Below are 24,091 nucleotides of genomic sequence, written 5' to 3'. Positions count from 1 at the left end.
AAATGAAAACGAGAATCATTAAAAGCGGATTAACATTTCTGTTAATCACAATGGTATTATTGTCTATAAGTACATCATTTGTATCTGCAGAAGGACATCCTTCTACAAGTGAAAAAACCATTACAGACTCAATACAAATAGATAATATGGATGAAGGAGAGGTACGAGTGTTTAAAACTGCGAAACCGATCCCAAACAGTATTAATCGTTGGGAAATATCGATAGATGTGTATGGACGTTTAAAACGAGAACCGTCTGATATTGTTTTAGTACTCGATACATCTGGAAGTATGGACCCACAGAAAAACCCACAAGGAATTGACCGTATTTCTAAAGCAAAAGCTGAGGCAGTTCATTTTGTGAATGAAATTTTCGAAAGAGATGCCTCAGCACGCGTTGCACTGGTATCTTATGGAACCAAAGTATCTTCAAACTCATTTCATACGAAACAAGAGGCGAATTTATTAATCAACGAAATTAAAAGTCTTAAAGCAGAGGGAGGCACGTTTACACAAGGGGCTTTATATGAAGCAAAATCGTTATTAAATCAAAGTACCGCACCCAATCAAACAATTGTATTACTTTCAGATGGACAACCGACTTACCGTTATCCACTTAAAACAAATATAAATCACGATTTACTTCGTTACGATAACAACGTTATTGTCCAAAAACGTTACAATGGTCAACAACGACCTTTTGATATCGCTATATCCAGTTCAAATAACCATGCGATACCTGGATACCGATTTAAGTCACTACCGAATACGAATGTATTTGATTATAATGCAATGGTTTATGGAACGGGGAATGAATATTATTTAGATGAGCTTGGAGAACTTAGAAACCAAGGCAATCAAAGTTATTTTGTCTATATGTCCTCAGCCGACGCAGCCATTACCGAATCCAATCAAATCCATCAAGAGCAAATTCATTTATACGCAATCGGATTTGATACTGACGCTAAGGGAACAGAAATCCTAAAACGTATCAGTAATGACAATTATTTTGATGCTTCATCAAGTCGCGATAATTTGGATGACATATTCAAGAAAATTTCGAACAATATTTATTCTGCAGCGAAAGACATTCGTATTGAAGATCCAATGACGGATGCCTTTGTCGTTGATGAATCAAGCTTAACAGAAGAATTAAAAGCAATGTTTGATGGAACTCATCAACGCTTCAACATTCGAAGTCAAGGTTTACTCGATGAGGAAGGGGATATCCAACATTTTGGGTATAAATATGAAGTATCAACCAAGCCAACGTCTTCCATCAGCGAGAAGGATTTCTACGAACTTAATAAAACAACGATGATTACATATAATGATGTTAATAATCAAAGCGTTAAGAAAACAATCAAGGTACCACAAGCTAAGCCCACACCGGTACGACTTAAAACTGAGGTTTATAAAGCTGATAAATCTCGAGATTTAAATACAAAATATCAAATGGATGTTTTATTTAAATCAAAAGATATGGAACATAAACTACGTAATGAAAGTGCATTAAATAAAGTCTCGACTTCCTGGTCTTTTACCGACCATGGGACATATGATGTCATGATTGATGCACTGAAAGTTGAAGGGGAAACGCATAATTTAGATGATTATGATGTTGTGTACGAATACTACGAGCATGAAAATGGTGTGCTTAAACCTGTCTCGGGTTTAAACATCCACAAAGATCCTGAATCCTATGAAGTTGTTGTTAAGCTGTATCAAAAACCATTAGGGACCATCACAATTGATAAGCTCGTAAAACAGGGATCAAAAACCGTTTATCCTGATGATACATTCATCTTTGAGGTATATAATGAAGACTATAAAATTGATGAAATTCTATTAAAATCAGGAGAATCACGTACGCTTAATCACCTACCCATCGGTAAATATCAAATCCGTGAGAAAGAACGAGAAGGTTATACATCAAGAAATCCCCACCAAACCTTTGAAGTTACTTATTCCAGTCGTGAGCATGTCCTGTATTTTGTGAATGATGTGGAGAATAAAACATCTTACTTGGTAGAAAAAGTTTGGGTTGGTGGAACGATGCGTCAAAGTGATGTACGTATTGATTTGAAACAAAATGGAATACCACTTAATACTCCTAAAGTTCTAGAAAAGGGACATTTGAAACTCGAGTTTACTGATCTTCCTCGTTTTGATAAGGAAGGGAATGAATACGAATATTCCCCTTATGAAATGGATATTCCGGATCATTTTGAATCTTCTGTAGTAGGGAATAAGATTACGAATACATACGTTATACCTCAAAGAAGCTATACAGTTACAAAAGTCTGGGATGGCGGTCCACTCATTAAACCAACTATAATGATTCAGCTCTATCAAAACAATCAGCCTTATAAATACATTGAACTTGAATCGGGTCAAACGTCATACACCTGGAATGAACTTCCAGAGACGGATGAGCAAGGAAATGCATTCAATTACCATGTAGAAGAAATGAATGTTCCCGAGAATTATGAGATGCATGTTGAAGCGTCAACAATCACGAATACCTACATCAGTCCAACTCGTGATATTTCTGTTACAAAAGAGTGGATTGGTGGTCCTGCTACAAAACCAACGATAGAAATTGCATTGCTTGCTGATGGTCATGAGGTAGCACGTCACGTGATGGAATCCGGAACCACCCAAATTACATTTAAAAATCAACCAATTTATGACCGCAATGGACTACCGATAAGCTATAAGGCAATTGAAACTCAAGGTGCACAAGATTATATCAACATTCCTTCGGATAAACCACTTGTTATTAAAAACGAATACCGCCAACCACGAATTACTGATCCAATCATCGCAACCAAAGAGTGGATTGGCGGTCCATCGGAAAAACCTGATGTGGAGATGATTCTTTATCGTCAAAGCACATCCACACCGGAACGTGTCGATTCTAAAGTATTAAGTAGTGGACAAACTAAAGTTCTATTTTCCGATTTAGAAAAAACGGACAAGGACGGAAATCTTTATACATATTGGATTGAAGAAGGTAATCAAGAACTCATGTTCAATGAGCACCACTATGCCGTAGAGCGTAAGGATGCCTTCACAATTGTAAATCGCTATCAATCCCCTAAGACAACATTTACGATGAATAAAGTATGGAATGGTGGTCCTGAAATTAAACCAGATATTAAAGTACAACTCTTGAAAAATGGTGAAAATGTAGGGAGTCCAGTAATACTTCATCACGGAGAAACAAGTTACACATGGTCTGATCTAGATGAATTTGACATTAACGGGAATAAAAATGACTATCGCGTACGAGAGGTTCGTGAACCTAAAGGTTACGTACAAGAAATTGATCCGTCAGGTTCTAAGATTACAAATCATTTCGAGCCCGAGATGAGAACAATCAATGCTTATCTATATTGGGAACATGGTCCAGATCAAAAGCCTACCGTAACATTTAATCTCTATCAAATGATTGATGGTATTGAAACACCAGTTGGAGATCCAAAGACCTTAGAAACAGGTGTTTCAAGTGTATCGTGGGATGTACCGGCGCAAACAAAAGAAGGTAAAGATATCGAGTATTTCGTGAAGCAAACAAATCTTACTGACGATTATACAATGCGCTATGGTTCAGACCGCTTAATTGTAATCAATACCTACCATCCTCCTGTTCATGAAATTATTCTCAACAAGAAGTGGGTAGGTGGCGCTATGACACACGCAGCAGCAGAATTTACACTTTACCGAGATGGAAATATTTATGATGTTGTGAAACTTGGTAATAATGAAACAAGCTATACATGGCTTGTGGATTCAAAAGATTTAAAAGGTAATGAAATTACGTATAAACTTGAAGAAACGTCAGTACCGGATCATTTCGTTTCTGAAACAATTGATGCATGGACATTCCGAAATACTTATACATCACCGAAACGAGATGTAACAGTTACGAAGCATTGGATCAATGCACCTGAAAGTGTTCCAACGGTTCGTCTCCAACTTCTAAGAAATAATGAACCAATTGGTGATCCCATCTCATTAGAAAACGGACAAACAACCTATACGTGGTCAAATCTTGATGAAACAGATAATCAAGGAAATGCTTATGAATACCGTGTTCATGAAATTGATCCTCCAAAAGGTTATGTGGTTCAATATAGTGAAGATGGATTGGAAATTTTCAATAAATATCAAGGTGATGTATCAAGCATTCAAAAAGATAAACCAGATCCTCAAACTCCTATAGAAAAAGTTACTGAAGCTAAAAAAGTAAACATTGATAAGGCAACGAAACCTGATGTACTCCCACAAACAGGCGTTGGGAATCGTGTTTTAAGCATTTCTGGAAGTTTAACGATAGGAATGGGTATCCTTTTATTATTGAAAAAGAGAAATTAATTTGATAAATAGAAACCTCGTATCGTTAAAAGTACGAGGTTTTGTCTTATTGTAGAGCGCACATAAATAGGCTATAATTAAGGGGAAATTCTGGCGGAGGAAATCAAATGAAAAACAATAAAAATTACTATATAACAACCGCTATTGCTTATACATCAGCAAAACCTCATATTGGAAACATTTATGAGATTGTGCTAGCAGATAGTATTGCACGTTTTAAACGTGCTCAAGGTTATAATGTTCGTTTCCAAACAGGAACGGATGAGCATGGTCAAAAAATAGAAGATAATGCGAAAGAACACAATATGTTACCGAAAGATTATGTCGATAATATTTCAGGTGTGATTCGTGGTCTATTTGATCTTATGAATGTACAGTACGATTATTTTATTCGTACAACTGATGACTATCATAAAGAACAAGTTCAAAAGGTTTTCAAGAAACTTTTTGATCAAGGTGATTTATACAAAGGAAATTATGAAGGATGGTACTGTAAGTCATGTGAGTCATTCTATTCTGATTCACAGGTAGAAGACGAAACATGTCCCGAGTGTGGTGCGAAAGTTGTACGTCAACAAGAATCATGTTACTTCTTTAAAATGAGTAACTATCAAGAGCGTCTAGTCCAATATATCAAGGATAATCCTTCATTTATTCAACCTGAATCACGTAAGAATGAGATGCTTCAAAACTTCCTTAAAGAAGATCTCTATGATCTTGCGGTTTCACGAACAAGTTTCAAGTGGGGAATCCCGGTAGACTTTGATCCTGAACATGTTGTGTATGTTTGGATTGATGCTTTGATTAACTATATTACTGGTTTAGGATATGATGTTGATGGGAAGAACGGTCCACTCTTTGATGAGTTTTGGCCTGCAGATGTTCATTTAATTGGTAAAGACATTTTGCGTTTCCACACAATTTACTGGCCAATTCTATTAATGGCCCTTGATGTTGAGTTACCAAAACAAATATTCGGACACCCATGGTTACTTACTGGAGACAGTAAGATGAGTAAATCCAAGGGGAATGCAGTTTATGTTGATGATCTTACATCTGTCTTGGGTGTCGATCCTGTTCGATACATCATGCTTCATGAAATGCCATTTGAACGTGATGGCCATCTCACATATGAATTAATGATTGAACGCATTAATACAGATCTTGCGAATATTATTGGAAACCTTGTTAACCGTACAATCTCAATGACAAATAAATACTTTGATGGTGTGTTAACGGTTAACAACGTACATGACGATATGGATGATGAGTTGATTGCTGCATGTAAAAACTTAATTCCAAATGTTGAAGCGAAGATGGATACGCTTCATGTAGCGGATGCAATTTCTGAGATTGTTTCCTTATTTAGAAAAGGGAATAAATATATTGATGATACTCAACCTTGGGTTCTTGCGAAGGACGAAACGAAACAAGATCGCCTTCAAACAGTACTTTATAATCTAACGGAATTGATTCGTATTGGTGGTATCGCTCTGGAATCATTTGTTCCAGAAACATCACAGCGTATTCTTGCACAATTACAAACAGAACATACATCGTTTGAAAGTGCGCAGACATTTGGTCTCTTTGAACTTAATAAACCAGTTGTTTCAAAAACAGACATCATCTTTAATCGTTTAGATGTGAAAGAAACACTTGAGTTATTAGAAAAGGAGGTAGAACCTGTGATAGAAACAAGCATTGTTGAAGAAGAAACAAAAGAAATAACTTTTGATCAATTCCAAGATGTTGAACTTCGTACGGGTACAATCACTAAAGTTGATAAACACCCTAAAGCAGATAAGCTCTATGTATTACAAGTTGATTTAGGCAGTAAAGAAGTAACTGTCGTAAGCAGTCTTGTAGAATTCTTTACTGAAGAAGAACTCCTCAATCATAAAGTTGTTCTTGTAGCAAACCTCAAACCCGTTAAACTACGCGGTGTTATGTCAAATGGTATGATTCTTACAGCCGAAGAAGGCGATAAAGTAAGACTTGTAACCGGTGGTGATGTAGCAAACGGAACGTTATTACGATAAGATAGGTATTGTATAGAAAAGAGGGTGCTTTATGAAAATTGTATTAGTAAGACATGGTTATACGACTTCTAATGAAGAAGGAACGTATTCAGGTTGGTCTGATGTTCATTTGTCAAAACAAGGAATCGAAGACTTAAAACAATATAAATTGGAGTACGCATATCCAAAAACAGAGCGTTATTACACATCTGATTTAACACGTACCATTGATACGTTTGAAATTCTTTACGGAAAAGAAACACCAATCTATGAATCAAGTAAAGAATTACGAGAAATATACTTTGGTGATTATGAAGATGTACATGGGGATGATGTATCGGAAAACTATTTTGATGGATTCCTTATCAATAAACGCATTGCTCATGGAGAAACGTTGACAGAATTTAGCTATCGCATTATATCTAAGTTGGAGTGCATTCTCAAAGATATGAAAGCAAACAGTGTGGAATCTTCTACAATTGTTTGTCATTCAGGTGTTATTAAAACATTGTTAATATTCTTAGAAAACAGGCCCTTCTTAGACTTTAGAGAAATTCATGCACCCAATGGAATGGGATACATACTTGATGTTGATTTCGATGATTCGTTAAATCGCATTATCTTAAATAACGTAGAGGAATTACCTAAAAAATAAAAAAGACACGTATGTATGATGATAAGCTCCCCTTAAAGTAGACACCCGAAATAAATAAAATCGGGCACTACAAAAAAGGAGGAGCTTTTTCTATGGGGAGAAAGAATAAATATCCAGCCGAAATAAAAGAACAAGCAATTAATGAATATTTGAATGGCATAAAAGGTGCACCAGAAATAGCTGAAGAATTATCTATTGATTCTAGTACATTACGTAGTTGGGTGAAAAAGTATCAAACTTATGGTATTGAAGTTTTTTCAGATAAAGATCGAAACAAAAGTTATTCGAAAGAGCTCAAGGAATCCGCAATTAGGGATTATCTTGAAGGCGCAGGTTCTCTTAAAGATATTAGTATTAAATATGGTATAAGTTCCCATGAGGTTTTGCGCGGATGGATAAAAAAGTATAATAGACTTGAAACTATAAAGGATTACGATCCTAAAGGAGAAGTCTATATGACAAAAGGTAGAAAAACAACAATTGAGGAGCGTCAGGAAATTGTCGCATATTGTATTGAACATGACTACGATTATAAGGGGACTGCTGAGCGCTATGAACTTTCTTATGCTCAGGTTTATCAGTGGGTGAAAAAGTATAACGAATTGGGAGATGATGGTCTTCTTGATAAACGTGGCAAGCGAAAACAAGAAGATCAACTTAGTAATGAAGAACGTTTAGAACGTAAAGTAAAACTACTTGAAAGACAACTCGAACTGAAAGAACGCGAGAACATTCTATTAAAAAAAGTGAAGGAAATCGAAAGGGGGCGATATTCTCCAAAGCAAAACAAGAAGTAAAGTATCTCGCAGTGCAGGAACTACATCATAAACATGGCTGGAGTATTCAGTGGATGTGTAAGGTACTTAAAATCGCAAGAAGTAGTTATTATAAATGGACGCATCGTGTTGAAACAAGCAATGAAATTGAAAATCATGAGCTTTGCAATCTCATTCTTGATTATGATGAACTATTTGGACATATCTTAGGCTATCGACGCATGACGGATTGGATCAATGAGTTGAATAGCGTTCAATATAACTCGAAGAGGATTCATAGACTCATGAAGATGCTAGGGGTGAAATCAGTGATTCGTCAAAAGTCTAAAAAATATTCACGAAGCACTCCTGAAATCACAGCTGAAAATATTTTAAATCGAAATTTCTTTGCCGCAAAACCGAATGAAAAATGGCTGACAGACGTCACAGAATTTAAGATTAAAGGTTCAAGTAAGAAACTATATCTCAGTGCGATTATTGATCTTTATGATTTAAGTGTTGTGGCGTATCAAATAAGTGATCGGAACAATAATCAACTTGTGTTTGATACTTATCATAAAGCTATCGCGAGATATCCAGAGGCAAAACCTTTATTTCACAGTGACCGCGGATTCCAATACACAAGTAGGGCATTTAGGAAACAGCTAGAAGATCAAGGAGTGATGCAAAGTATGTCTAGAGTGGGACATTGTATTGATAATGGTCCTATGGAAGGATTTTGGGGAACAATCAAATCAGAAATGTACTACCCTAATGAATTCAGTACAAGAAGCGAATTGAAGAAAGCAATTGAAGTGTATATTGATTTTTATAACAACAAGAGACTTCAGAAACGCTTCAAAAACAAAACACCAATGATGGTTCGAACTGAAGCGCTAGGAACAGAGACACCTGTAGTCTACGCGATTCCAACTAACAAGAAGATTGAAGCTTACTGGTCAAACATTAGAGAAAAACAAATGCAGTCACTTGTAGCATAAAAAAGATGATTCATCATAAAGTGATAAATCATCTTGGATATTTTATTTATTTCACCTGTCTACTTGACAGGGAGCAGTTCAGTATACGTGTCTTTCTTTTATATATTTCTCTATGAATCTTTTCTAACAGAGAGGTAGTATTCAAAATAAACATTAAGATCTATAACTTCAACATTAACCCGATAAACATCATGAGGTTTGTCTGAAAGTACAAATGAAGAAACTTTGTCTTTAAGTAACTCTAATTCGCTTGAAGTAACAAAATCCGAATCAATATTCATTACTCTGTCACTGACATAGATTGATGAAGAAGCACTGATTCCTTTGGAGAATAAAGAATCTCCCTCATCGTCACGATAGATCACTGCTTCGGTATTGATGTCATCGATTGGTTTTAAGTTGTTCTTGATGTACTCTGTTGTTTTTGGATGACGATTATCAATGTTTATAAGGTAATCATTCACATATTCACGGTCTTTTACCTTATAAGCAACGACAAAGTTAAGTGTATCGCCATTAGGTTGAAGTTCAGTATTTTTAAGGTCTTCTTTATATGTTTCAATGAGTTCGCTACGTGAACCTGTAAATCGGTAACCTTCCGTCAAGGTATTATTGAAGATATAAATTTGATTAATTTGCTTTTCTTCATTGAAGAGAATGTTTGTATCTTTCAAAGTATCAGGGTTTACAACAGCAGGATAAAGTGGTTTTAATAACTCATCCTTAATATTGAAACGACGTTTTATTTTACTTCCATTTTTGAGTTTGTACTCGATGTATATGGGAGTATATTCCGAAGTATCGTCAAGATTTGAGCTTACTAAAGGTTCATTTTCTTTCAATTGGCTAATGATTGAATAATGGAACGTATTTGTAAGTTGGAGTAATTCTGGATGTTCACGCGTAATATGTAGGTCTTTTTGAAAAAGATAGTTTCCGCCATTGGTGAGGACGTTTTCATTATCGTTTCCATAAACCTCACCTTGAGATGTAATGGTGACGGACTCAATTTTATCAATCTTTGGAATGTAGTATGTATATCCGAGCCCATTGGTTACATATAAGATTGTACAGAATACCATTAACACAAGCGCAAAGATTGTATAGTTTTTTAGAATTCCTGTCATATTTTTCAGTGAGCGATTTTTGATAATGTTTAATAGCGTAAAGAGCAGTAGCGCAATTAAAATAGGCATAATTACCGAACCTACAGTAAGTGTTCGATTTCCCATCGCAAAGATTGGAAGCAAGAAAACTAATACGATACCTGTAAATAAATAAATGATTAATGGGAAGAACCAATTATTAACAAATGGTGTCTCACTTTTCTCGGATTTACGACCATCGTGAATTACAAGAGATACCGACAAGAGTATGAGTCCAAGGATCAACCAATAGGAAGCATAAAGACCCATATCATAGGGAGAATTCATCGATTTTAATCCGAATAATATGGAAGTAGGCGGTGATAAAAAGGCCAAAGAGTCCATTCTCATAGATGTGTAACCAATTACAAATGTGGATGCAAAGAGTTCCAATGCACCGAACGCTAAAAAAGGTGCTACAAAGATAATTACGGTATAAATCAATGCGTCGGAAAGTGTTCCTGTATTCATTAAAACAAACATCACAGGTGTTGTCGTTGCGAAGAAGATTGCGAGCAACTGGAAGTAAGTTTCAATGTGATACCACTTTAAGGACTCATTGAATAATAGATTATTGAGTCCGTAGCCTGAGAAATAGGCGATGGTGAACGGAATAAAAATAATGAGAAGAGAAGCAACATAGTTTGTTAGAAATAAGTCACTGCGCTTAATGGGTAATGAATGAAATACGTCAACGGATTTCTTGCTACTTAAGTAGTTAAAGAGAATCATTGGTGTCACGATCGACAAAAATATTGTGATGATTATGGGTACATACACCGAACCAGTAGAATAATTTTCATAACTATGTCGGTCAGGAGTTTGAATCCAACGAATTAAAGTTGGTATTGGAAACGAAGTCATTAGAAGAATTGTATAGAATAAGAGTAAACCTTTGTATTTCTTAAAGTTAAACTTTAAGTAATCAAAATTAATTCTTGAGTTAATCAATGTTTTCATGATTTTTATTCTCCATTTCATAAATAAATATCTCTTCGAGCGTTACATCGTTATGTTCGATGAGTAATGGATTCATTGAATTGAGATCCATTTCAATTTTTTCACGATCGCCCTTGAGAATTATCGAAAAAATTCGTGCCGATCCCGTTACATTCAGAGGATTCATAAAATCAAAGTCTGTTATTTTCTTCTCCAAATCAAATGCAATTTGGTAACGGTGATAAATTGAACCAAAGTCATTCGTTGATTGATTCATCATAATATTATTTTCATCAATAATAGCAACAGTATCGCAAATATCTTCAAGTTCTCTTAAGTTATGAGATGAAATAATAATGGTTGAATTATGATCGATAATCATTTCTCCAAGCAATTGTTTAATTCGAAATCTCATAATCGGATCAAGCCCATCAAACGCTTCATCAAGTAACAAAATCTTTGGTTTTGATGCGAGAGCGAGTAAAAGTGATACTTGACGCTTCATTCCTTTTGATAATGCGTTTATTTTACGATTTTCGTCTAAACCAAATAAGCTAAGAAGATCGCGGTAATAATTGTCATCAAAGGACTTATAGAAAACTTTATAGAATTGTTGCATATCTTTAATCGTTGATTGACTAAAGAAGAATGGATCATCCCCAACAAAGAACAAGTCTTTTTTAGTTTCGGGGTTATCATAGACCAGTTGGTCATTAATTAAAACGACACCTGCATCTGCATGGAGTACCCCACTTATAAGGCGTAAAAGGGTCGATTTACCCGAACCGTTTTTACCTACAAGCCCGATAATCGAACCATCATTAAATGTAATGTTGATGTCCTCAAGTACTATTTTGTTATCAAATTTTTTATTAACATTAGTGAATCGTATCATTATGTGACTCCTTCAATATATTGAGTATTGTATCTTGTGTTTCTCCTAATTCAAGTAATTTATGATAGATTGCAGTGAGTTCTTGATAGGCATCGCTGACAAGGTTACTGACACCTTTCTCATGCTCGCTTACAAAAGATCCCTTTCCGGGAATTGAATAGATAAGACCATTCATCTCGCATTCATGATAAGCCTTAGAAACGGTATTTGGATTTACACCGAGATCTTTGGCAAGGGAACGAACGGTTGGAAGTTGTTCATGTGGTTGGAGTATCCCCATAGCTATAAACTTTCCAACTTGTTGAATAATCTGTTCAAATATTGGTGTTGCGTTTCGTGTATTAATTGTAAACATAGATACCTCCCATCTGTACCACTTACATTAATACAGTATTACATCATGGCGTATGTGTCAAGTTTGAATAAATAAGTGAACTTAAATCATTATCAACTCGAATGTTGTATAATTGTGATAAAATACCAACGGAGGCTTTTATATGTATGATGTTATAGTAGTAGGAGGCGGTCATGCCGGTGTTGAAGCAGCAGTTGCTTCAGCCAGAATGGGGCAAAGAACAGCACTCTTTACGTTAAATGTAGATAAAATTGCATCAATGCCTTGCAATCCATCAATTGGTGGACCTGCAAAGGGTATTGTTGTTCGAGAAATTGAAGCGCTTGGCGGCGTCATGGGGAAGATTGCGGATAAGACCGCTTTACAATTTCGAATATTAAATTCAAGTAAGGGACCCGGTGTTCAATGCTTGCGTGTTCAGTCTGATAAATTAGCTTATTCGCGTGCGATGCGTGATGCTGTGCTTGCTGAACCAGGAATCGAAATCGTTCAGAAAATGGTGGAAGGTGTTGTAGCTGAAAATGGTGTTGTTACCGGTGTTCGTTGTAAAGGTGATGAATTTGTAGCTGCTAAGACCGTTATTATTACCAGTGGAACTTACATGAGTTCAAAGATTTTACTTTCTTCAACAGTTACTGTTAGTGGACCGGATGGAGATCCAACAACGAATAATCTTTCTGAATCTTTACGTGCATTGGGGTTAAAGACATTCCGTCTTAAAACAGGAACACCTGCACGTGTTTACACAGATAGTATTGATTTTAGTAAAACGACGATTCAACCCGGTGACGATGAACCGTATTATTTCTCTAACAGTACCAAGAAGGATGATGTAATTAAGGAACAATACCCTTGTTACTTAACTTATACAAATCCTACAACACATGATTTAATTGAAGCTAATCTCGATAAATCGAGTATGTATTCAGGCGTTGTTGAGGGAGTTGGTGCACGTTATTGTCCATCGATTGAAGATAAAATTGTTCGATTCGCAGATAAAAATCGTCATCAAATCTTTTTAGAACCCGAATCTGCGGAGTTAGATACGACTTATGTGCAAGGACTTTCTTCATCATTACCCGAAGATGTTCAAGATGCGATGATTCGTACTGTTCCTGGATTGGAAAACTGTCGTGTTCAACGCTATGGTTATGCTATCGAATATGATGCAATTGATCCGATTCAATTAAAACCATCACTTGAAATCATGACTGTTGAAAACTTATTTACAGCAGGTCAGATTAACGGAACTTCAGGTTATGAAGAAGCTGCCGGACAAGGACTTATGGCAGGAATTAATGCAGCGCTCAAAAACCAAGGTAAAGAGCCACTTATTCTTAAACGTGATGAAGCTTATATCGGCGTAATGCTCGATGACCTTGTTACTAAGGGGACTTTAGAGCCTTACCGTCTTTTAACGTCACGTGCTGAATATCGACTCTTGCTGCGTCATGACAATGCATATCGTCGTTTATCACACTTTGGTAACGAGATTGGATTGTTAAGTGATGAAGATTATGAGAAAATAGAGTTAGATATTCAAATCATTGATGAATTTATTGAAGCAAGTAAAACAATCAAATTGCCACATAATCCAGAATTTGAAGCTTATTTTGCTGAAAAAGATTCACCATTCCAAGCACATGATCTAACTATCTATGATGCGGTAAAAAGACCGGGTATAGAGTTGTTAGAGGTATTGGATCTGATGGACATGGAAGTTCGTAAAGACTTAGCATTCCAAATCCAAGTAGAAATCAAGTATGAAGGTTATATTAAGAAAGCCATGAAAGAAGCAGAAAAACTTCGATCAATGGAGAATATTAAATTACCTGAAGATATTAACTATGATTCTATTGAAAACTTATCAATTGAGGGGCGTCAAAAACTGACTGCTGTAAGACCGATCACAATGGGTCAAGCATCGCGTATTTCAGGTGTTAATCCAGCAGATATTGCAATTCTTGCTATGGTACTCAAACACAAAGGATAGGGTGGAAATTATGAATATTGGAACAATTGGAACAGGGGTTATTGTCGAAGAATTTATTAAATCAACACAAGATTTATCAGGTGTTTCGTTTAAAGCTGTTTATTCACGAACGCAAGGTAGAGCAGATGCTTTAGCAAAGCGTTTTGGTATCAAACAGACACATACAAGTCTTGATGCTTTATTTTCGGATTCGTTGGTGGATACGATCTATATCGCTTCCCCAAACAGTCTTCACTATGAGCAGGCTTATGCTGCGCTTAAGGCCGGAAAGCATGTGATTGTAGAAAAACCTTTTGTTGAAACGGAGGAACGAGCACAACAATTAATCCGTTATGCTCAGGACCATAATTTATTCCTCTTTGAGGCAATTTGCAATATTCATTTACCGCATTATCAATTTATAAAATCAAATTTAGAGGTTATTGGTAATATAAAACTAGTTCAGTGTAATTTTAGTCAATATTCAAGCCGCTATGATGCACTGTTAGCAGGCGAAACACCAAATGTATTTAATCCTCATTTTTCAGGGGGTGCTTTAGCCGATATCAACATTTATAATATTCACTTTGTTGTTGGAATTTTCGGTATGCCGGATGAAGTAAAGTATTATGCGAACAAACATCCAAATGGTATCGATACATCTGGAATTTTAATAATGAAGTATCCTACGATGACAGTGGAGTGTGTCGGTGCTAAAGATAGTTTTTCTCAAAACTTTGGCCAAATTCAGGGTGATAAAGGTTATATTTATATCCCAGAAAGCGTCAGCAGTATTGAGTCGGTAAGTATTGTTACGAAAGATTCAAAAGAATTAATCAACATTCAAGATTTACCAAGATTAGCATATCAAGTAGAAGTATTTGAGCGTGCAATTCGTACTCAAGATTTTGCACTTCGTGATCTGTACTTAGAACAAACATTAAGTGTCGTGAGAGTTGCGGAAAAAGCACGGAAAACTGCTAATAATTATTCAAAGCCAACCCAGTAGGGTTGGTTTTTTTTGATAATCATCTAAAACCACATTTAGTTGTAAATTCTAAGATCTCTTTAAACTGCTAATAGATAACTAAAATGGCTGTAATGAAATAGTTCGTTAATCTAATATGTATGGGCTACTTCTCCATTTCTTTTCGATAAAATAAAACCAGTGTTTTCCAGATTATTTATACTTAAAATCAAAGTTTTGCCACTGATAAAATATTTTTCATATTTGTGCACATCTACAGAGAGATCTATTTATACATGTCGTAATTTTATTAGTGATTTCCTTTCTATTCACGATTCGTACTGATATAAAAAAATGCAACATCATTGGTAAGGTAGCACATACTGCTTTTTAATTATTAATTATGATATAATGTGCCAAAGCGAGGTTATATCATGTCAACAAACGAACAAATTTTAGTCATGACACCTCCAATACCTATATTATCGAAGTAAATAGAGTGTATTGAAGGTATAAAACAGAACATAAAATATAGTTGTTTTAAGTGTACCTTCCTGTACTGAAATTAATAGATAAATAGGAAGCGAAAAAATAATAATGAAAAAAATAATAAATATTGCCATCATCGCCCATGTCGATGCTGGTAAGAGTACGCTTGTTGATGGGATTTTATCCACGTCAGGTGCTTTTAAACTTGAGCAAAAGGCAGTCGATCGTGTGATGGATCGTAATGATCTCGAGAAAGAACGTGGGATTACGATCTACTCTAAAAACTGTTCGGTCTTCTATAAAGATACGAAAATTAATATTGTAGATACACCAGGTCATGCAGATTTTGCTGGAGAAGTAGAACGTATAATCAAAACGGTTGATACTGTAATTTTGTTAGTAGACTCTGTGGAAGGACCAATGCCTCAAACACGGTTCGTCCTTCGCAAAGCACTTGAACAGAATCTAAAGCCAATAGTCTTAATTAATAAAATGGATAAGTCTGAGCGTCGTCCAGATGAAGTTCTCGAAGAAATTTATGATTTATTCTTGGATCTTGATGCAGATGAATCACAACTGTTTTTTCCAATACTATATGGTGTAACACGGGATTTTAAGGTAAGTCGTCATCAAGATGTACGTGATGCATCGATGGATGTGCTATTTGATACAATTCTCGAACATACGGATGTCTATACAGACAAAGATACCCAGCCATTACAGATGCAAGTTTCAACTCTTGATTACGACGCATATCTAGGACGTTTGGGAATTGGACGTATTCATCAAGGGGTATTGGAACAAGGACAGGGTATATCTGTTATTAATAACTTTGGGAAACATTCTCACTCGCGAATTAAAAAGATGTTTGTTTACAAGGGTGTAACACATAAAGAAGTTACGCGAGCTCATAGTGGAGATATCGTAGTAATAGCAGGAATATCGAGTATCACCGTAGGGGATACAATCTGTTCACTAGATGCTCCGATTCCTATGGAAGCGATTATGGTAGAGCAACCCACGATGTCCATGAACTTTTATGTGAATTCCTCTCCATTACAAGGAAAAGAAGGTAAGTATATTACAAGTCGAAATATTAAAGAGCGACTTGATCGAGAGTTGGAGGTTAACGTGGGTATGAAGGTCGAGTCCGGTCTATCATCTGATTACTTCACTGTATCAGGACGAGGTGAGTTGCATCTTTCTGTTTTGATTGAAACGATGCGACGAGAAGGTTACGAACTCTCAATTGGAAAACCGCACGTAATTCTTAAAGAATGCAACGGAATAATGTATGAACCAATCGATCTCGTAATTATTGAAACACCTGAAAAGTATAGCGGTAAGATTATTGAGCAAATGAGCCTTCGTCATGGAAATTTATATGATGTCGAACAAAGCAAGAACAATATTCGACAATATTGGTATATCCCAGCACGCCACATATTAGGGTTTAGAACAGACCTCATTAATTTGACGCATGGTAACGCGATTATGATGCGTGAACATTATAAGTATGATGTTCAGCAAGGAACCCTGAATATGCCCAAACGTGGGTCACTCATATCTAACGCTTCGGGTAATTCAATGGCATTCCCTATGTTTCATATTCAAGATCGTGGCAGATTTTTTATTGGTGCTCAAACGGAAGTCTATCCAGGAATGATAGTTGGGGTTACGAACAAAGAAAATGATATGTGGGTAAATGTAATTCGAAACAAACGATTAAATAGCTACCGAGGTAATGGACGTGGTGGTAAAGAAGAAGCTTTGAAACTTGAGGATCCGATTACACTCACCTTAGAGTATGCTCTTGACTATATTACTGAGGATGATCTTGTTGAGGTGACACCCTTGAATATTAGATTACGTAAGAAAAATTTACGACAATAAATGAAACAATAACGAAATAGATAATTAATCAATTGATTAGGGAGCTTCGGCTCCTTTTTTTGATAAATTAAAGAGCAAAAATTTCTTTGGGTCATTTTGTTGTGAGCCCATCTACCACATTTAGTTGTAAATTCTAAGACCTCTTTACAATTTAGGCTACTGTATGTAAAAATTTAACACGCTAATTAGTGTGGAGGGGATAAAATGATACGAAAAATCTGTATCTTTGTAATGTTTATTTTACTTTTCAGTGCTTATCAAATAGATAATGTTTCCGCAGATGTGAATTATGAATTCCAAGACTTGAACCGGGATGTTGGTGCAAGTATGCGCGGAATTTGTAATCGTAAGGAATCCTGTGTTAGCGGGTCTAAAACTTACACAATACAATGGCTCGGAATGGAGAGTGGTGACGAACCGGTATCCTTGGTCATGCAAGAGGAGTTTAAGAATAATTTTTCGATTGAAATTGGTAAAATATCAAATCTTACCAAGGACACAAAATCTATAACAATTGATAATTTAGCATTACAAGATTCTATGGATTTTAATTTGGAAGACTCCAATGTTTATCACAAAGTGTATGGATTTAAAATTCATGGTGAAACACCGGACGCTTCGGAATATCGAGTAATCCAGCACCAGAATACAATTAATATTTATCGAATAAAAAATCAAACAATTAAATTTTCGGTAGTACATGATGGTCCCATCAATGATGTAAAGTCGTTACAGTTTATCTTAACGAAAAATGGGGAGCGGTCAAAGAGTCTTCAAACAACACATCATTTACGTATCTCGAGACAGCATTATTCATTTATCACAACAAAGTATGACGATGACCAAAAACCATTTACTTTTGATATCATTACGGATGGAGATGATCGAATTCAAATCGAAAAAAAAGTTATTAATGATTATGAGTTTGAATTCCGACTTCGTCAAAATATTACGAAAGAAATTCCATTAATAGGCTTAAACTTGAAAAGTGTTACGGGCGAAATTGTCCTTATAAATGAAAAACAAAAAGAGCTTGTAGGTACTGTTAAGGATGAGAAGGTAATGTTTAAAAATGTTCATCACGATGATTTAGATACGTCATTTAAAATTAAACGCTATACACTGAGTGACCCAAGTGTTGAGTTAAACATTAATGAGGACAAGCTTAAGAATATATCTAAAATAAATGTAGAACGATTTATTAATAAAAAATATCAAATTGAATGGGGACCTAATATTCTCACTTATCCAAACGTTAAATCGACAGATACAATTGATATTCATCTTTTAGAAGATAATCAAGCAACACATATTAAAAAATCGGTAGCTTTTAATCAGTCGCACCTTTTATTCAAGCTAAATCTTTCAAAAAAGCCATCGTTTTCTGTTGGTGATGAGTTTGTGATTGCAGCAAACGATTCGAAAATATATATTGATCGTGCAATTCAGCCATTACATATTGAAATTCAGAAGGCATATAAACCCAAAAAAGAAGAGGATATTGATATTTCATTAGAAATTTTGATTCCAAACATTAATGGTGGAAAGGTCGATCCAAATGAATTATTGAGTGTAGACGGGTTTGTAATTCAAGAATATTCAAAACAAGAATTGAAGCCAAATCTTGAAGAAATACTCTCTGTTGAAGGATTTAGTGTAAATGAGACCATCGCTGAGGAACCAAAAAACGTACTGCTTCCAGATCCTATATTTCTAGAAGGATACAGTATTGATGAGATACCCAATCACGAGTTTTACCACGGTATGGAAGCAATTATGGAGAAAGAATTCATTAAGCAAAAAAACTTAGAACAGATTTTGGAACAAGATCGTAAAAACCGTATTGCATATGAATTGAGCATCAAAGAATATGAGGAGCAGTTAAAACCAATCAGTCTCGAAAATCATCTCGAAGGTGAGCAAATTGAATTGAACGAAAATCCAATCACCATTGAAAATATTAATCAATCAAGTCAAAAATTAGAAAAAAAGGGATTGTTTAATGATAATCAGCAGGTTTATTTCATGTTAGATGTGAACGGGCACGCGATACAGGATCATCCATCATTTGACACGATGCCTCTTCTAGTGGGTACAGAGATACCGGAAGAAATAATAGATTTAAGCAAAATGGACGAAGCATATAAAGTCTTAGATTTTATTGAGACTCAAAAGCGCATTAACTTAGAACGAATTTTACTACAAGACATAGAAAATCGAATCCATCATGAACAAGAATCTGTAAAGATAATGAATGATCTTTATAAAGAACGTTCAACCATTGAACACCAAATGGATGTTTATGAAATAGCAGCGTCATACTTAATTGACGGAGTGGAGATGGAAAATAAGAATCATAATGACATAAGCAGTTTCAAAGAGACTAAAGAAAGAGATGCTTTAACGGTTATGAGAACAACACCATCAGATACTAAATCACTTAAAAAAGACAGAACTCAAAAGCAAAAACAAAACCAAGTTGGAACAGATATACAAAACTTTGATGAAAAATTGATTACCCGGGGAATAGAGAATAACAAAGATAGCGTTCTTCCCAAAACAGGGAAACAAAAACACAGTAATATTTGGAGTGAATTCCTCATATTGACGGGTGTTTGTGTATTATTATCGAAAAGGTATAAAAATAGAATTGTTAAATAGTACATAAAAGACAGTATTGACTGTCTTTTATGCTTTTTTGCCCAAATATTTGTCTCTAGGTTTTGTTGTGGAAATCTGTGAAATACGCTATAATTACAACGTAGTTTCGATTCTAATCTTAAGAATCAAAGATGATAAAAATGTGTTAATAAAAGATGCATTGCAATTGGAGGCTTCATGAATTTTTTAGAATTTATTAGTAAAATTGAAGCGTTGGGGATTGTTGTTTCAGAAGAAATGAAACAACAATTTTTAACGTACAAGAATCTTATTCAAGAAGTGAATAAAGTCTTAAATTTAACGGGAATCGATGATGATGAGGGGATATTTTTAAAGCATTTTTATGATTCATTGCTTATCTCGCCATTAATAAAAGAAAACAGTAGCATTGCAGACATTGGGAGTGGTGCTGGATTTCCAGGAATCGTTCTTGCAATTGCGCGTCCCGATGTCACAGTAACGTGTATCGAGCCAACAACAAAGCGAACAAACTTCTTAGAACGTGTTGTACAAGAGTGCGGCTTAAAAAATACAATCGTTTTAAATGGTCGTGCAGAAGATGTTATCGGAGAACTTCGTGAGTCTTTTGATGTCGCAACAGCACGTGCCGTTGCTTATCTTGATATACTCAGTGAATTATGTTTGCCTTTTGTCAAAGTTGGTGGCGTATTTTTAGCAATGAAAGGAACAAAAGGAATCGAGGAATATGAAGATTCCCTAAAGGCTATCAAAATCCTGGGAGGAGAATTAATTCAAACTCATAAATTTTGTGATGATATCATGGGCGACCGCTATAATTTAGAGATTAAAAAAGTGAAGTCCGCTTCGAAGAAGTATCCAAGAAGTTATGCTAAAATTAAGAAGACACCACTGTCTGGGAGGAATCATGATTGATCGTAGAGAAATAGCTATTGAAAAAATTAAACCTAACCGTAATCAACCACGGCTAACTTTTAACGATGAGAGTTTGTTGGAATTGGGTCAATCGATTAGTGAAAATGGCCTTCTTCAACCGATTGTTGTTCGTGAAGTCAACGAGACAGATGAATATGAAATTATTGCCGGAGAACGTCGTTATCGAGCAATGCGAATGTTCGGTTTTACAGAAGTTCCGTGCATTATCAGTAATATTGACGATGATAAAAGTGCAACATTAGCGCTTATCGAAAATATACAGCGAGAAGATTTAAGTGTGTTAGAAGAAGCGAAAGCATATCGCGATATTTTACGAATTCAAAAAATAACTCAAAAGGAACTCGCAACCAAAGTAGGGAAATCACAATCAGCGATTGCGAATAAAATCCGTTTACTTGAATTGCCTGAACCCGTACTCGAAGCCTTAGGAGAGCGTAGAATTACTGAGCGTCATGCTCGTGCTCTATTAAGTGTTGAAAAAGAAAAAACTGAAGAAGTTTTAGACGAAATCCTTAATAAAAAGTTGAATGTTAAAGAGACAGAGACCCTCATTAACAAACCACGAAAGAAAAAAACAGTAACACGTGGTATTTCTCAACACATTAAGATTGGTATTAATACAATCAAGCAATCGATCGGAATGATTGAAAAAACAGGAATTACGGTAAAACATGAAATGGAAGAAACGAATGATGAGGTTATCATTACGATACGCTTCCCTAAATAACTTAAGAATATAACAAAGGATGTGAGTCAATGGGGAAAATAATTGCTGTAGCTAATCAAAAAGGTGGCGTTGGGAAAACAACGACGAGTATTAATTTATCTGCTGGGTTAGCCTACTTAGGCCAAAAAGTTCTATTAGTAGACCTTGACCCCCAAGGAAATGCATCTCAAGGTGTAGGTGCAAATAGAATGGCGATTAAAGACAGTACCTATGATTTAATTCTTTCTGAAAAAGAAGTAAGCGACATTAAAATGTCTTTGAATACTCCCCCAATGGATTTAATTCCCGCAACAATTGATCTTGCTGGAGCAGATCTCGAGATGGTTGAGTTTAAGATTGGTCGTGAGCGTCTTTTAAAGAATAAATTAATTAAAGCAAAGGATGACTATGATTATATTATTATAGATTGTCCACCATCATTAGGTTTGTTAAATACAAATGCACTGACGGCTGCGGATTCAGTCATAATACCGGTTCAATGTGAGTATTATGCACTTGAAGGGTTAACACAATTGTTATCCACAATCCGGCTTGTACAAAAGCTGTTTAATCCAGATTTAAAAATAGAAGGCGTTTTACTTACGATGTTTGATGTTCGTACTCGTTTGAGTGTTGAGGTTCAACAAGAAGTTCGTAAATATTTTAAAGAACGTGTCTATAAGAGTAATATCCCTAGAAATGTTAAGTTGTCAGAAGCTCCTTCTCGTGGAAACTCAATCTTCGAATATGATTTAAAATCGGAAGGCGCTAAAGCATACGCATCTCTAGCGAAAGAAGTCTTATCATATAATAAGAAACGGAGTGACTCGAATGGCAGAGAAAGATAGTAATCGTTTAGGTCGTGGACTGGGTGCAATTTTTGGTGATGATGTATCTTCAGTACTTGAGGATATTCAACAAGGCAATAATGATGAATTTACGGGTGTTAAAACAAGCCTTAAAGTCAAAGATATTCGCACAAATCCATACCAACCGCGTCGACATTTTGACGAGGATAAATTAGAAGAATTATCACAATCAATTTCAACACATGGTTTGTTTACACCGATTTTAGTTCGTGAAACGAATAAGGGATACGAACTTGTAGCTGGAGAGCGTCGTTTACGTGCTACCAAACGCGCAAATATCGAAGAAATCGCAGCGATCGTTGTGGATTTTGATGATTCACAGATGATGGAAATTGCGATTATCGAGAACGTTCAACGTGAAGATTTAAATGTAATTGAAGAGGCGATGGGATATAGTTCATTAATTGATCGTTTAGGTTTAACTCAAGAAGAAGTTGCGAAACGAGTAAGTAAATCCCGTAGTCATATTACAAACTTATTACGTTTATTAAGACTTCCAAAATCTGTACAAGAAATGGTCAGTGATAATAAACTCACAATGGGTCATGTGCGCCCACTTGTCACAATCGAAGATCCAAAAGAAATTGAACGCATTGCGGAAGAAATTTTAAGTAAGAAGTTATCGGTACGGGAAGCAGAACGTCTCATCAATAAAGAAGATGTGAAACCTGTTGAACCGAAGTTACGTAATAAAGATTATGATTATGCACAATCATTATTCGAACGACGCTTACAAACACGCGTTAATATCGCGAATAATAAAGTGGTGATTTCGTTTGATGACGACGAAGATTTAAATCGTATTTTAGAGTTGCTTGATATTATTGAGTAAGGACGCCAAAGCGTCCTTTTTCTATCTTTCATAGTAATTTCTCATATCGCTAAAACGATAATGATATTGTAACGTTAGAGGTGAAATTATGACACAAGAGCGACAAACAGAACTAAAAAAATCCAATAAAAGGAATCAACATTTAATAAAAATTGCAGTCGTACTAATGTTAATGGTAATTGGGCTTTTAGTTTATCAAAAATCACAAACTCAAGTCCAAGAAGTCAAAGATGATACCTTAGTTCGAGATGTATCGATCTTAGTAGAAACGTTTGGTGATACACTTAATGAGAATGCAGAAGAATTCTACCAAAATCTCGTAAAAACAGATACAATTCGATCATTTCGTCTGAACCCTTTAGATATGTGTGTTGGTGGAAATCAAAGTGTCCAAGCAAGAATTTATGTCGTAAATATTGAGGAAGAAAATCCTGAAACAAAGAATATAGAATATAAACCTGAGTATTTGATTTCAGGAGCGACAGAAATTATGTATGATAATAAAGAAGTAAAAGGGTATAGACGATGGATTGATCGTTCACCGACCATTGAAGGAATTCATGAGCTGGTTAAAACGAATCAACTTGATTGCTATATTCCTTAAAATAGAATAGAGGGGATTTTATGAAGTATATTTTAGATGTG

Annotated in this window: 17 protein-coding genes; 14 read left to right on the top strand and 3 right to left on the bottom strand. The window is 35.4% G+C overall.

Annotated elements, in window-relative coordinates:
• Window positions 1-2: 2 nt before the first annotated feature.
• The 5 genes from NMG63_RS09075 to NMG63_RS09055 all read left to right on the top strand — a co-directional run bounded on the left by NMG63_RS09075 (window position 3) and on the right by NMG63_RS09055 (window position 8,808).
• On the top strand, window positions 3-4,379 hold the full coding sequence (locus NMG63_RS09075; RefSeq protein WP_254007037.1) for a Cna B-type domain-containing protein: 4,377 nt from the start codon (window positions 3-5) through the stop codon (window positions 4,377-4,379).
• Between the two features lie 107 nt (window positions 4,380-4,486).
• Entirely contained in the window at window positions 4,487-6,418 is a 1,932-nt protein-coding gene (metG, locus tag NMG63_RS09070; protein ID WP_254007036.1) for a methionine--tRNA ligase, read from the top strand.
• Window positions 6,419-6,449: 31 nt separating this feature from the next.
• A complete protein-coding gene (locus tag NMG63_RS09065; protein WP_254007035.1) occupies window positions 6,450-7,052 on the top strand; it encodes a histidine phosphatase family protein in 603 nt (200 codons plus the stop codon).
• Between the two features lie 92 nt (window positions 7,053-7,144).
• Window positions 7,145-7,849, top strand: coding sequence for a helix-turn-helix domain-containing protein (locus tag NMG63_RS09060; RefSeq protein WP_254006375.1), 705 nt, complete (start codon window positions 7,145-7,147; stop codon window positions 7,847-7,849).
• Entirely contained in the window at window positions 7,789-8,808 is a 1,020-nt protein-coding gene (locus tag NMG63_RS09055) for an IS3 family transposase (protein ID WP_367399273.1), read from the top strand. Before NMG63_RS09060 ends, NMG63_RS09055 begins: the two co-directional genes overlap by 61 nt.
• Window positions 8,809-8,918: 110 nt before the next feature.
• Here NMG63_RS09055 and NMG63_RS09050 read toward each other — a convergent pair whose 3' ends face one another.
• The 3 genes from NMG63_RS09050 to NMG63_RS09040 are packed head-to-tail and all read right to left on the bottom strand — an operon-like array spanning window position 8,919 to window position 12,142.
• Window positions 8,919-10,913, bottom strand: coding sequence for an ABC transporter permease (locus tag NMG63_RS09050; protein ID WP_254007034.1), 1,995 nt, complete (start codon window positions 10,911-10,913; stop codon window positions 8,919-8,921).
• The gene (locus NMG63_RS09045; protein ID WP_254007033.1) at window positions 10,897-11,787 is read right to left on the bottom strand and encodes an ABC transporter ATP-binding protein; all 891 of its coding nucleotides are present in this window, start codon (window positions 11,785-11,787) and stop codon (window positions 10,897-10,899) included. Before NMG63_RS09045 ends, NMG63_RS09050 begins: the two co-directional genes overlap by 17 nt.
• Window positions 11,771-12,142, bottom strand: a complete 372-nt coding sequence (locus NMG63_RS09040; RefSeq protein ID WP_254007032.1) for a GntR family transcriptional regulator — start codon at window positions 12,140-12,142, stop codon at window positions 11,771-11,773. Before NMG63_RS09040 ends, NMG63_RS09045 begins: the two co-directional genes overlap by 17 nt.
• Window positions 12,143-12,284: 142 nt before the next feature.
• Between NMG63_RS09040 and mnmG the strand changes: the two genes are divergently transcribed.
• The 9 genes from mnmG to NMG63_RS08995 all read left to right on the top strand — a co-directional run bounded on the left by mnmG (window position 12,285) and on the right by NMG63_RS08995 (window position 24,050).
• Entirely contained in the window at window positions 12,285-14,135 is a 1,851-nt protein-coding gene (mnmG, locus tag NMG63_RS09035; RefSeq protein ID WP_254007031.1) for a tRNA uridine-5-carboxymethylaminomethyl(34) synthesis enzyme MnmG, read from the top strand.
• A gap of 10 nt (window positions 14,136-14,145) precedes the next feature.
• Window positions 14,146-15,123: a Gfo/Idh/MocA family protein gene (locus tag NMG63_RS09030; protein ID WP_254007030.1), complete on the top strand. Its 978-nt coding sequence runs from the start codon at window positions 14,146-14,148 to the stop codon at window positions 15,121-15,123.
• Window positions 15,124-15,678: 555 nt separating this feature from the next.
• Window positions 15,679-17,463 carry a translational GTPase TypA gene (gene typA, locus NMG63_RS09025; RefSeq protein WP_254007029.1) on the top strand — a complete coding sequence of 595 codons (1,785 nt, stop codon included), beginning with the start codon at window positions 15,679-15,681 and terminating at the stop codon, window positions 17,461-17,463.
• A 204-nt stretch (window positions 17,464-17,667) separates the two neighbouring features.
• On the top strand, window positions 17,668-20,124 hold the full coding sequence (locus NMG63_RS09020; RefSeq protein ID WP_254007028.1) for a hypothetical protein: 2,457 nt from the start codon (window positions 17,668-17,670) through the stop codon (window positions 20,122-20,124).
• A 177-nt stretch (window positions 20,125-20,301) separates the two neighbouring features.
• Complete coding sequence (gene rsmG, locus NMG63_RS09015; protein ID WP_003774233.1) at window positions 20,302-21,018, top strand: 16S rRNA (guanine(527)-N(7))-methyltransferase RsmG; 717 nt, start codon at window positions 20,302-20,304, stop codon at window positions 21,016-21,018.
• Window positions 21,011-21,766, top strand: a complete 756-nt coding sequence (gene noc / locus NMG63_RS09010; RefSeq protein ID WP_013853481.1) for a nucleoid occlusion protein — start codon at window positions 21,011-21,013, stop codon at window positions 21,764-21,766. Before rsmG ends, noc begins: the two co-directional genes overlap by 8 nt.
• 29 nt (window positions 21,767-21,795) lie before the next feature.
• Complete coding sequence (locus NMG63_RS09005) at window positions 21,796-22,593, top strand: ParA family protein (RefSeq protein ID WP_003774236.1); 798 nt, start codon at window positions 21,796-21,798, stop codon at window positions 22,591-22,593.
• The gene (locus NMG63_RS09000; protein ID WP_013853480.1) at window positions 22,577-23,446 is read left to right on the top strand and encodes a ParB/RepB/Spo0J family partition protein; all 870 of its coding nucleotides are present in this window, start codon (window positions 22,577-22,579) and stop codon (window positions 23,444-23,446) included. Before NMG63_RS09005 ends, NMG63_RS09000 begins: the two co-directional genes overlap by 17 nt.
• An 88-nt stretch (window positions 23,447-23,534) precedes the next feature.
• Window positions 23,535-24,050: a hypothetical protein gene (locus tag NMG63_RS08995; RefSeq protein ID WP_013853479.1), complete on the top strand. Its 516-nt coding sequence runs from the start codon at window positions 23,535-23,537 to the stop codon at window positions 24,048-24,050.
• Window positions 24,051-24,091: the final 41 nt, after the last annotated feature.

It is taken from the genome of Erysipelothrix amsterdamensis, from assembly GCF_940143175.1.
Lineage (GTDB): Bacteria > Bacillota_I > Bacilli_A > Erysipelotrichales > Erysipelotrichaceae > Erysipelothrix > Erysipelothrix amsterdamensis.
Note: the sequence above shows the minus strand (reverse complement) of the source record. Positions and strands in the feature narration are given on the sequence as shown.

Coding starts and splice junctions, on each gene's coding strand:
- NMG63_RS09065 (WP_254007035.1), top strand. CDS start 6,450: ATGAAAATTGTATTAGTAAGACATGGTTATACGACTTCTAATGAAGAA.
- NMG63_RS09030 (WP_254007030.1), top strand. CDS start 14,146: ATGAATATTGGAACAATTGGAACAGGGGTTATTGTCGAAGAATTTATT.
- NMG63_RS09050 (WP_254007034.1), bottom strand. CDS start 10,913: ATGAAAACATTGATTAACTCAAGAATTAATTTTGATTACTTAAAGTTT.
- NMG63_RS09020 (WP_254007028.1), top strand. CDS start 17,668: ATGATACGAAAAATCTGTATCTTTGTAATGTTTATTTTACTTTTCAGT.
- noc (WP_013853481.1), top strand. CDS start 21,011: ATGATTGATCGTAGAGAAATAGCTATTGAAAAAATTAAACCTAACCGT.
- NMG63_RS09005 (WP_003774236.1), top strand. CDS start 21,796: ATGGGGAAAATAATTGCTGTAGCTAATCAAAAAGGTGGCGTTGGGAAA.
- metG (WP_254007036.1), top strand. CDS start 4,487: ATGAAAAACAATAAAAATTACTATATAACAACCGCTATTGCTTATACA.
- NMG63_RS09075 (WP_254007037.1), top strand. CDS start 3: ATGAAAACGAGAATCATTAAAAGCGGATTAACATTTCTGTTAATCACA.
- NMG63_RS09040 (WP_254007032.1), bottom strand. CDS start 12,142: ATGTTTACAATTAATACACGAAACGCAACACCAATATTTGAACAGATT.
- typA (WP_254007029.1), top strand. CDS start 15,679: ATGAAAAAAATAATAAATATTGCCATCATCGCCCATGTCGATGCTGGT.
- NMG63_RS09060 (WP_254006375.1), top strand. CDS start 7,145: ATGGGGAGAAAGAATAAATATCCAGCCGAAATAAAAGAACAAGCAATT.
- NMG63_RS09000 (WP_013853480.1), top strand. CDS start 22,577: ATGGCAGAGAAAGATAGTAATCGTTTAGGTCGTGGACTGGGTGCAATT.
- mnmG (WP_254007031.1), top strand. CDS start 12,285: ATGTATGATGTTATAGTAGTAGGAGGCGGTCATGCCGGTGTTGAAGCA.
- rsmG (WP_003774233.1), top strand. CDS start 20,302: ATGAATTTTTTAGAATTTATTAGTAAAATTGAAGCGTTGGGGATTGTT.
- NMG63_RS09045 (WP_254007033.1), bottom strand. CDS start 11,787: ATGATACGATTCACTAATGTTAATAAAAAATTTGATAACAAAATAGTA.
- NMG63_RS08995 (WP_013853479.1), top strand. CDS start 23,535: ATGACACAAGAGCGACAAACAGAACTAAAAAAATCCAATAAAAGGAAT.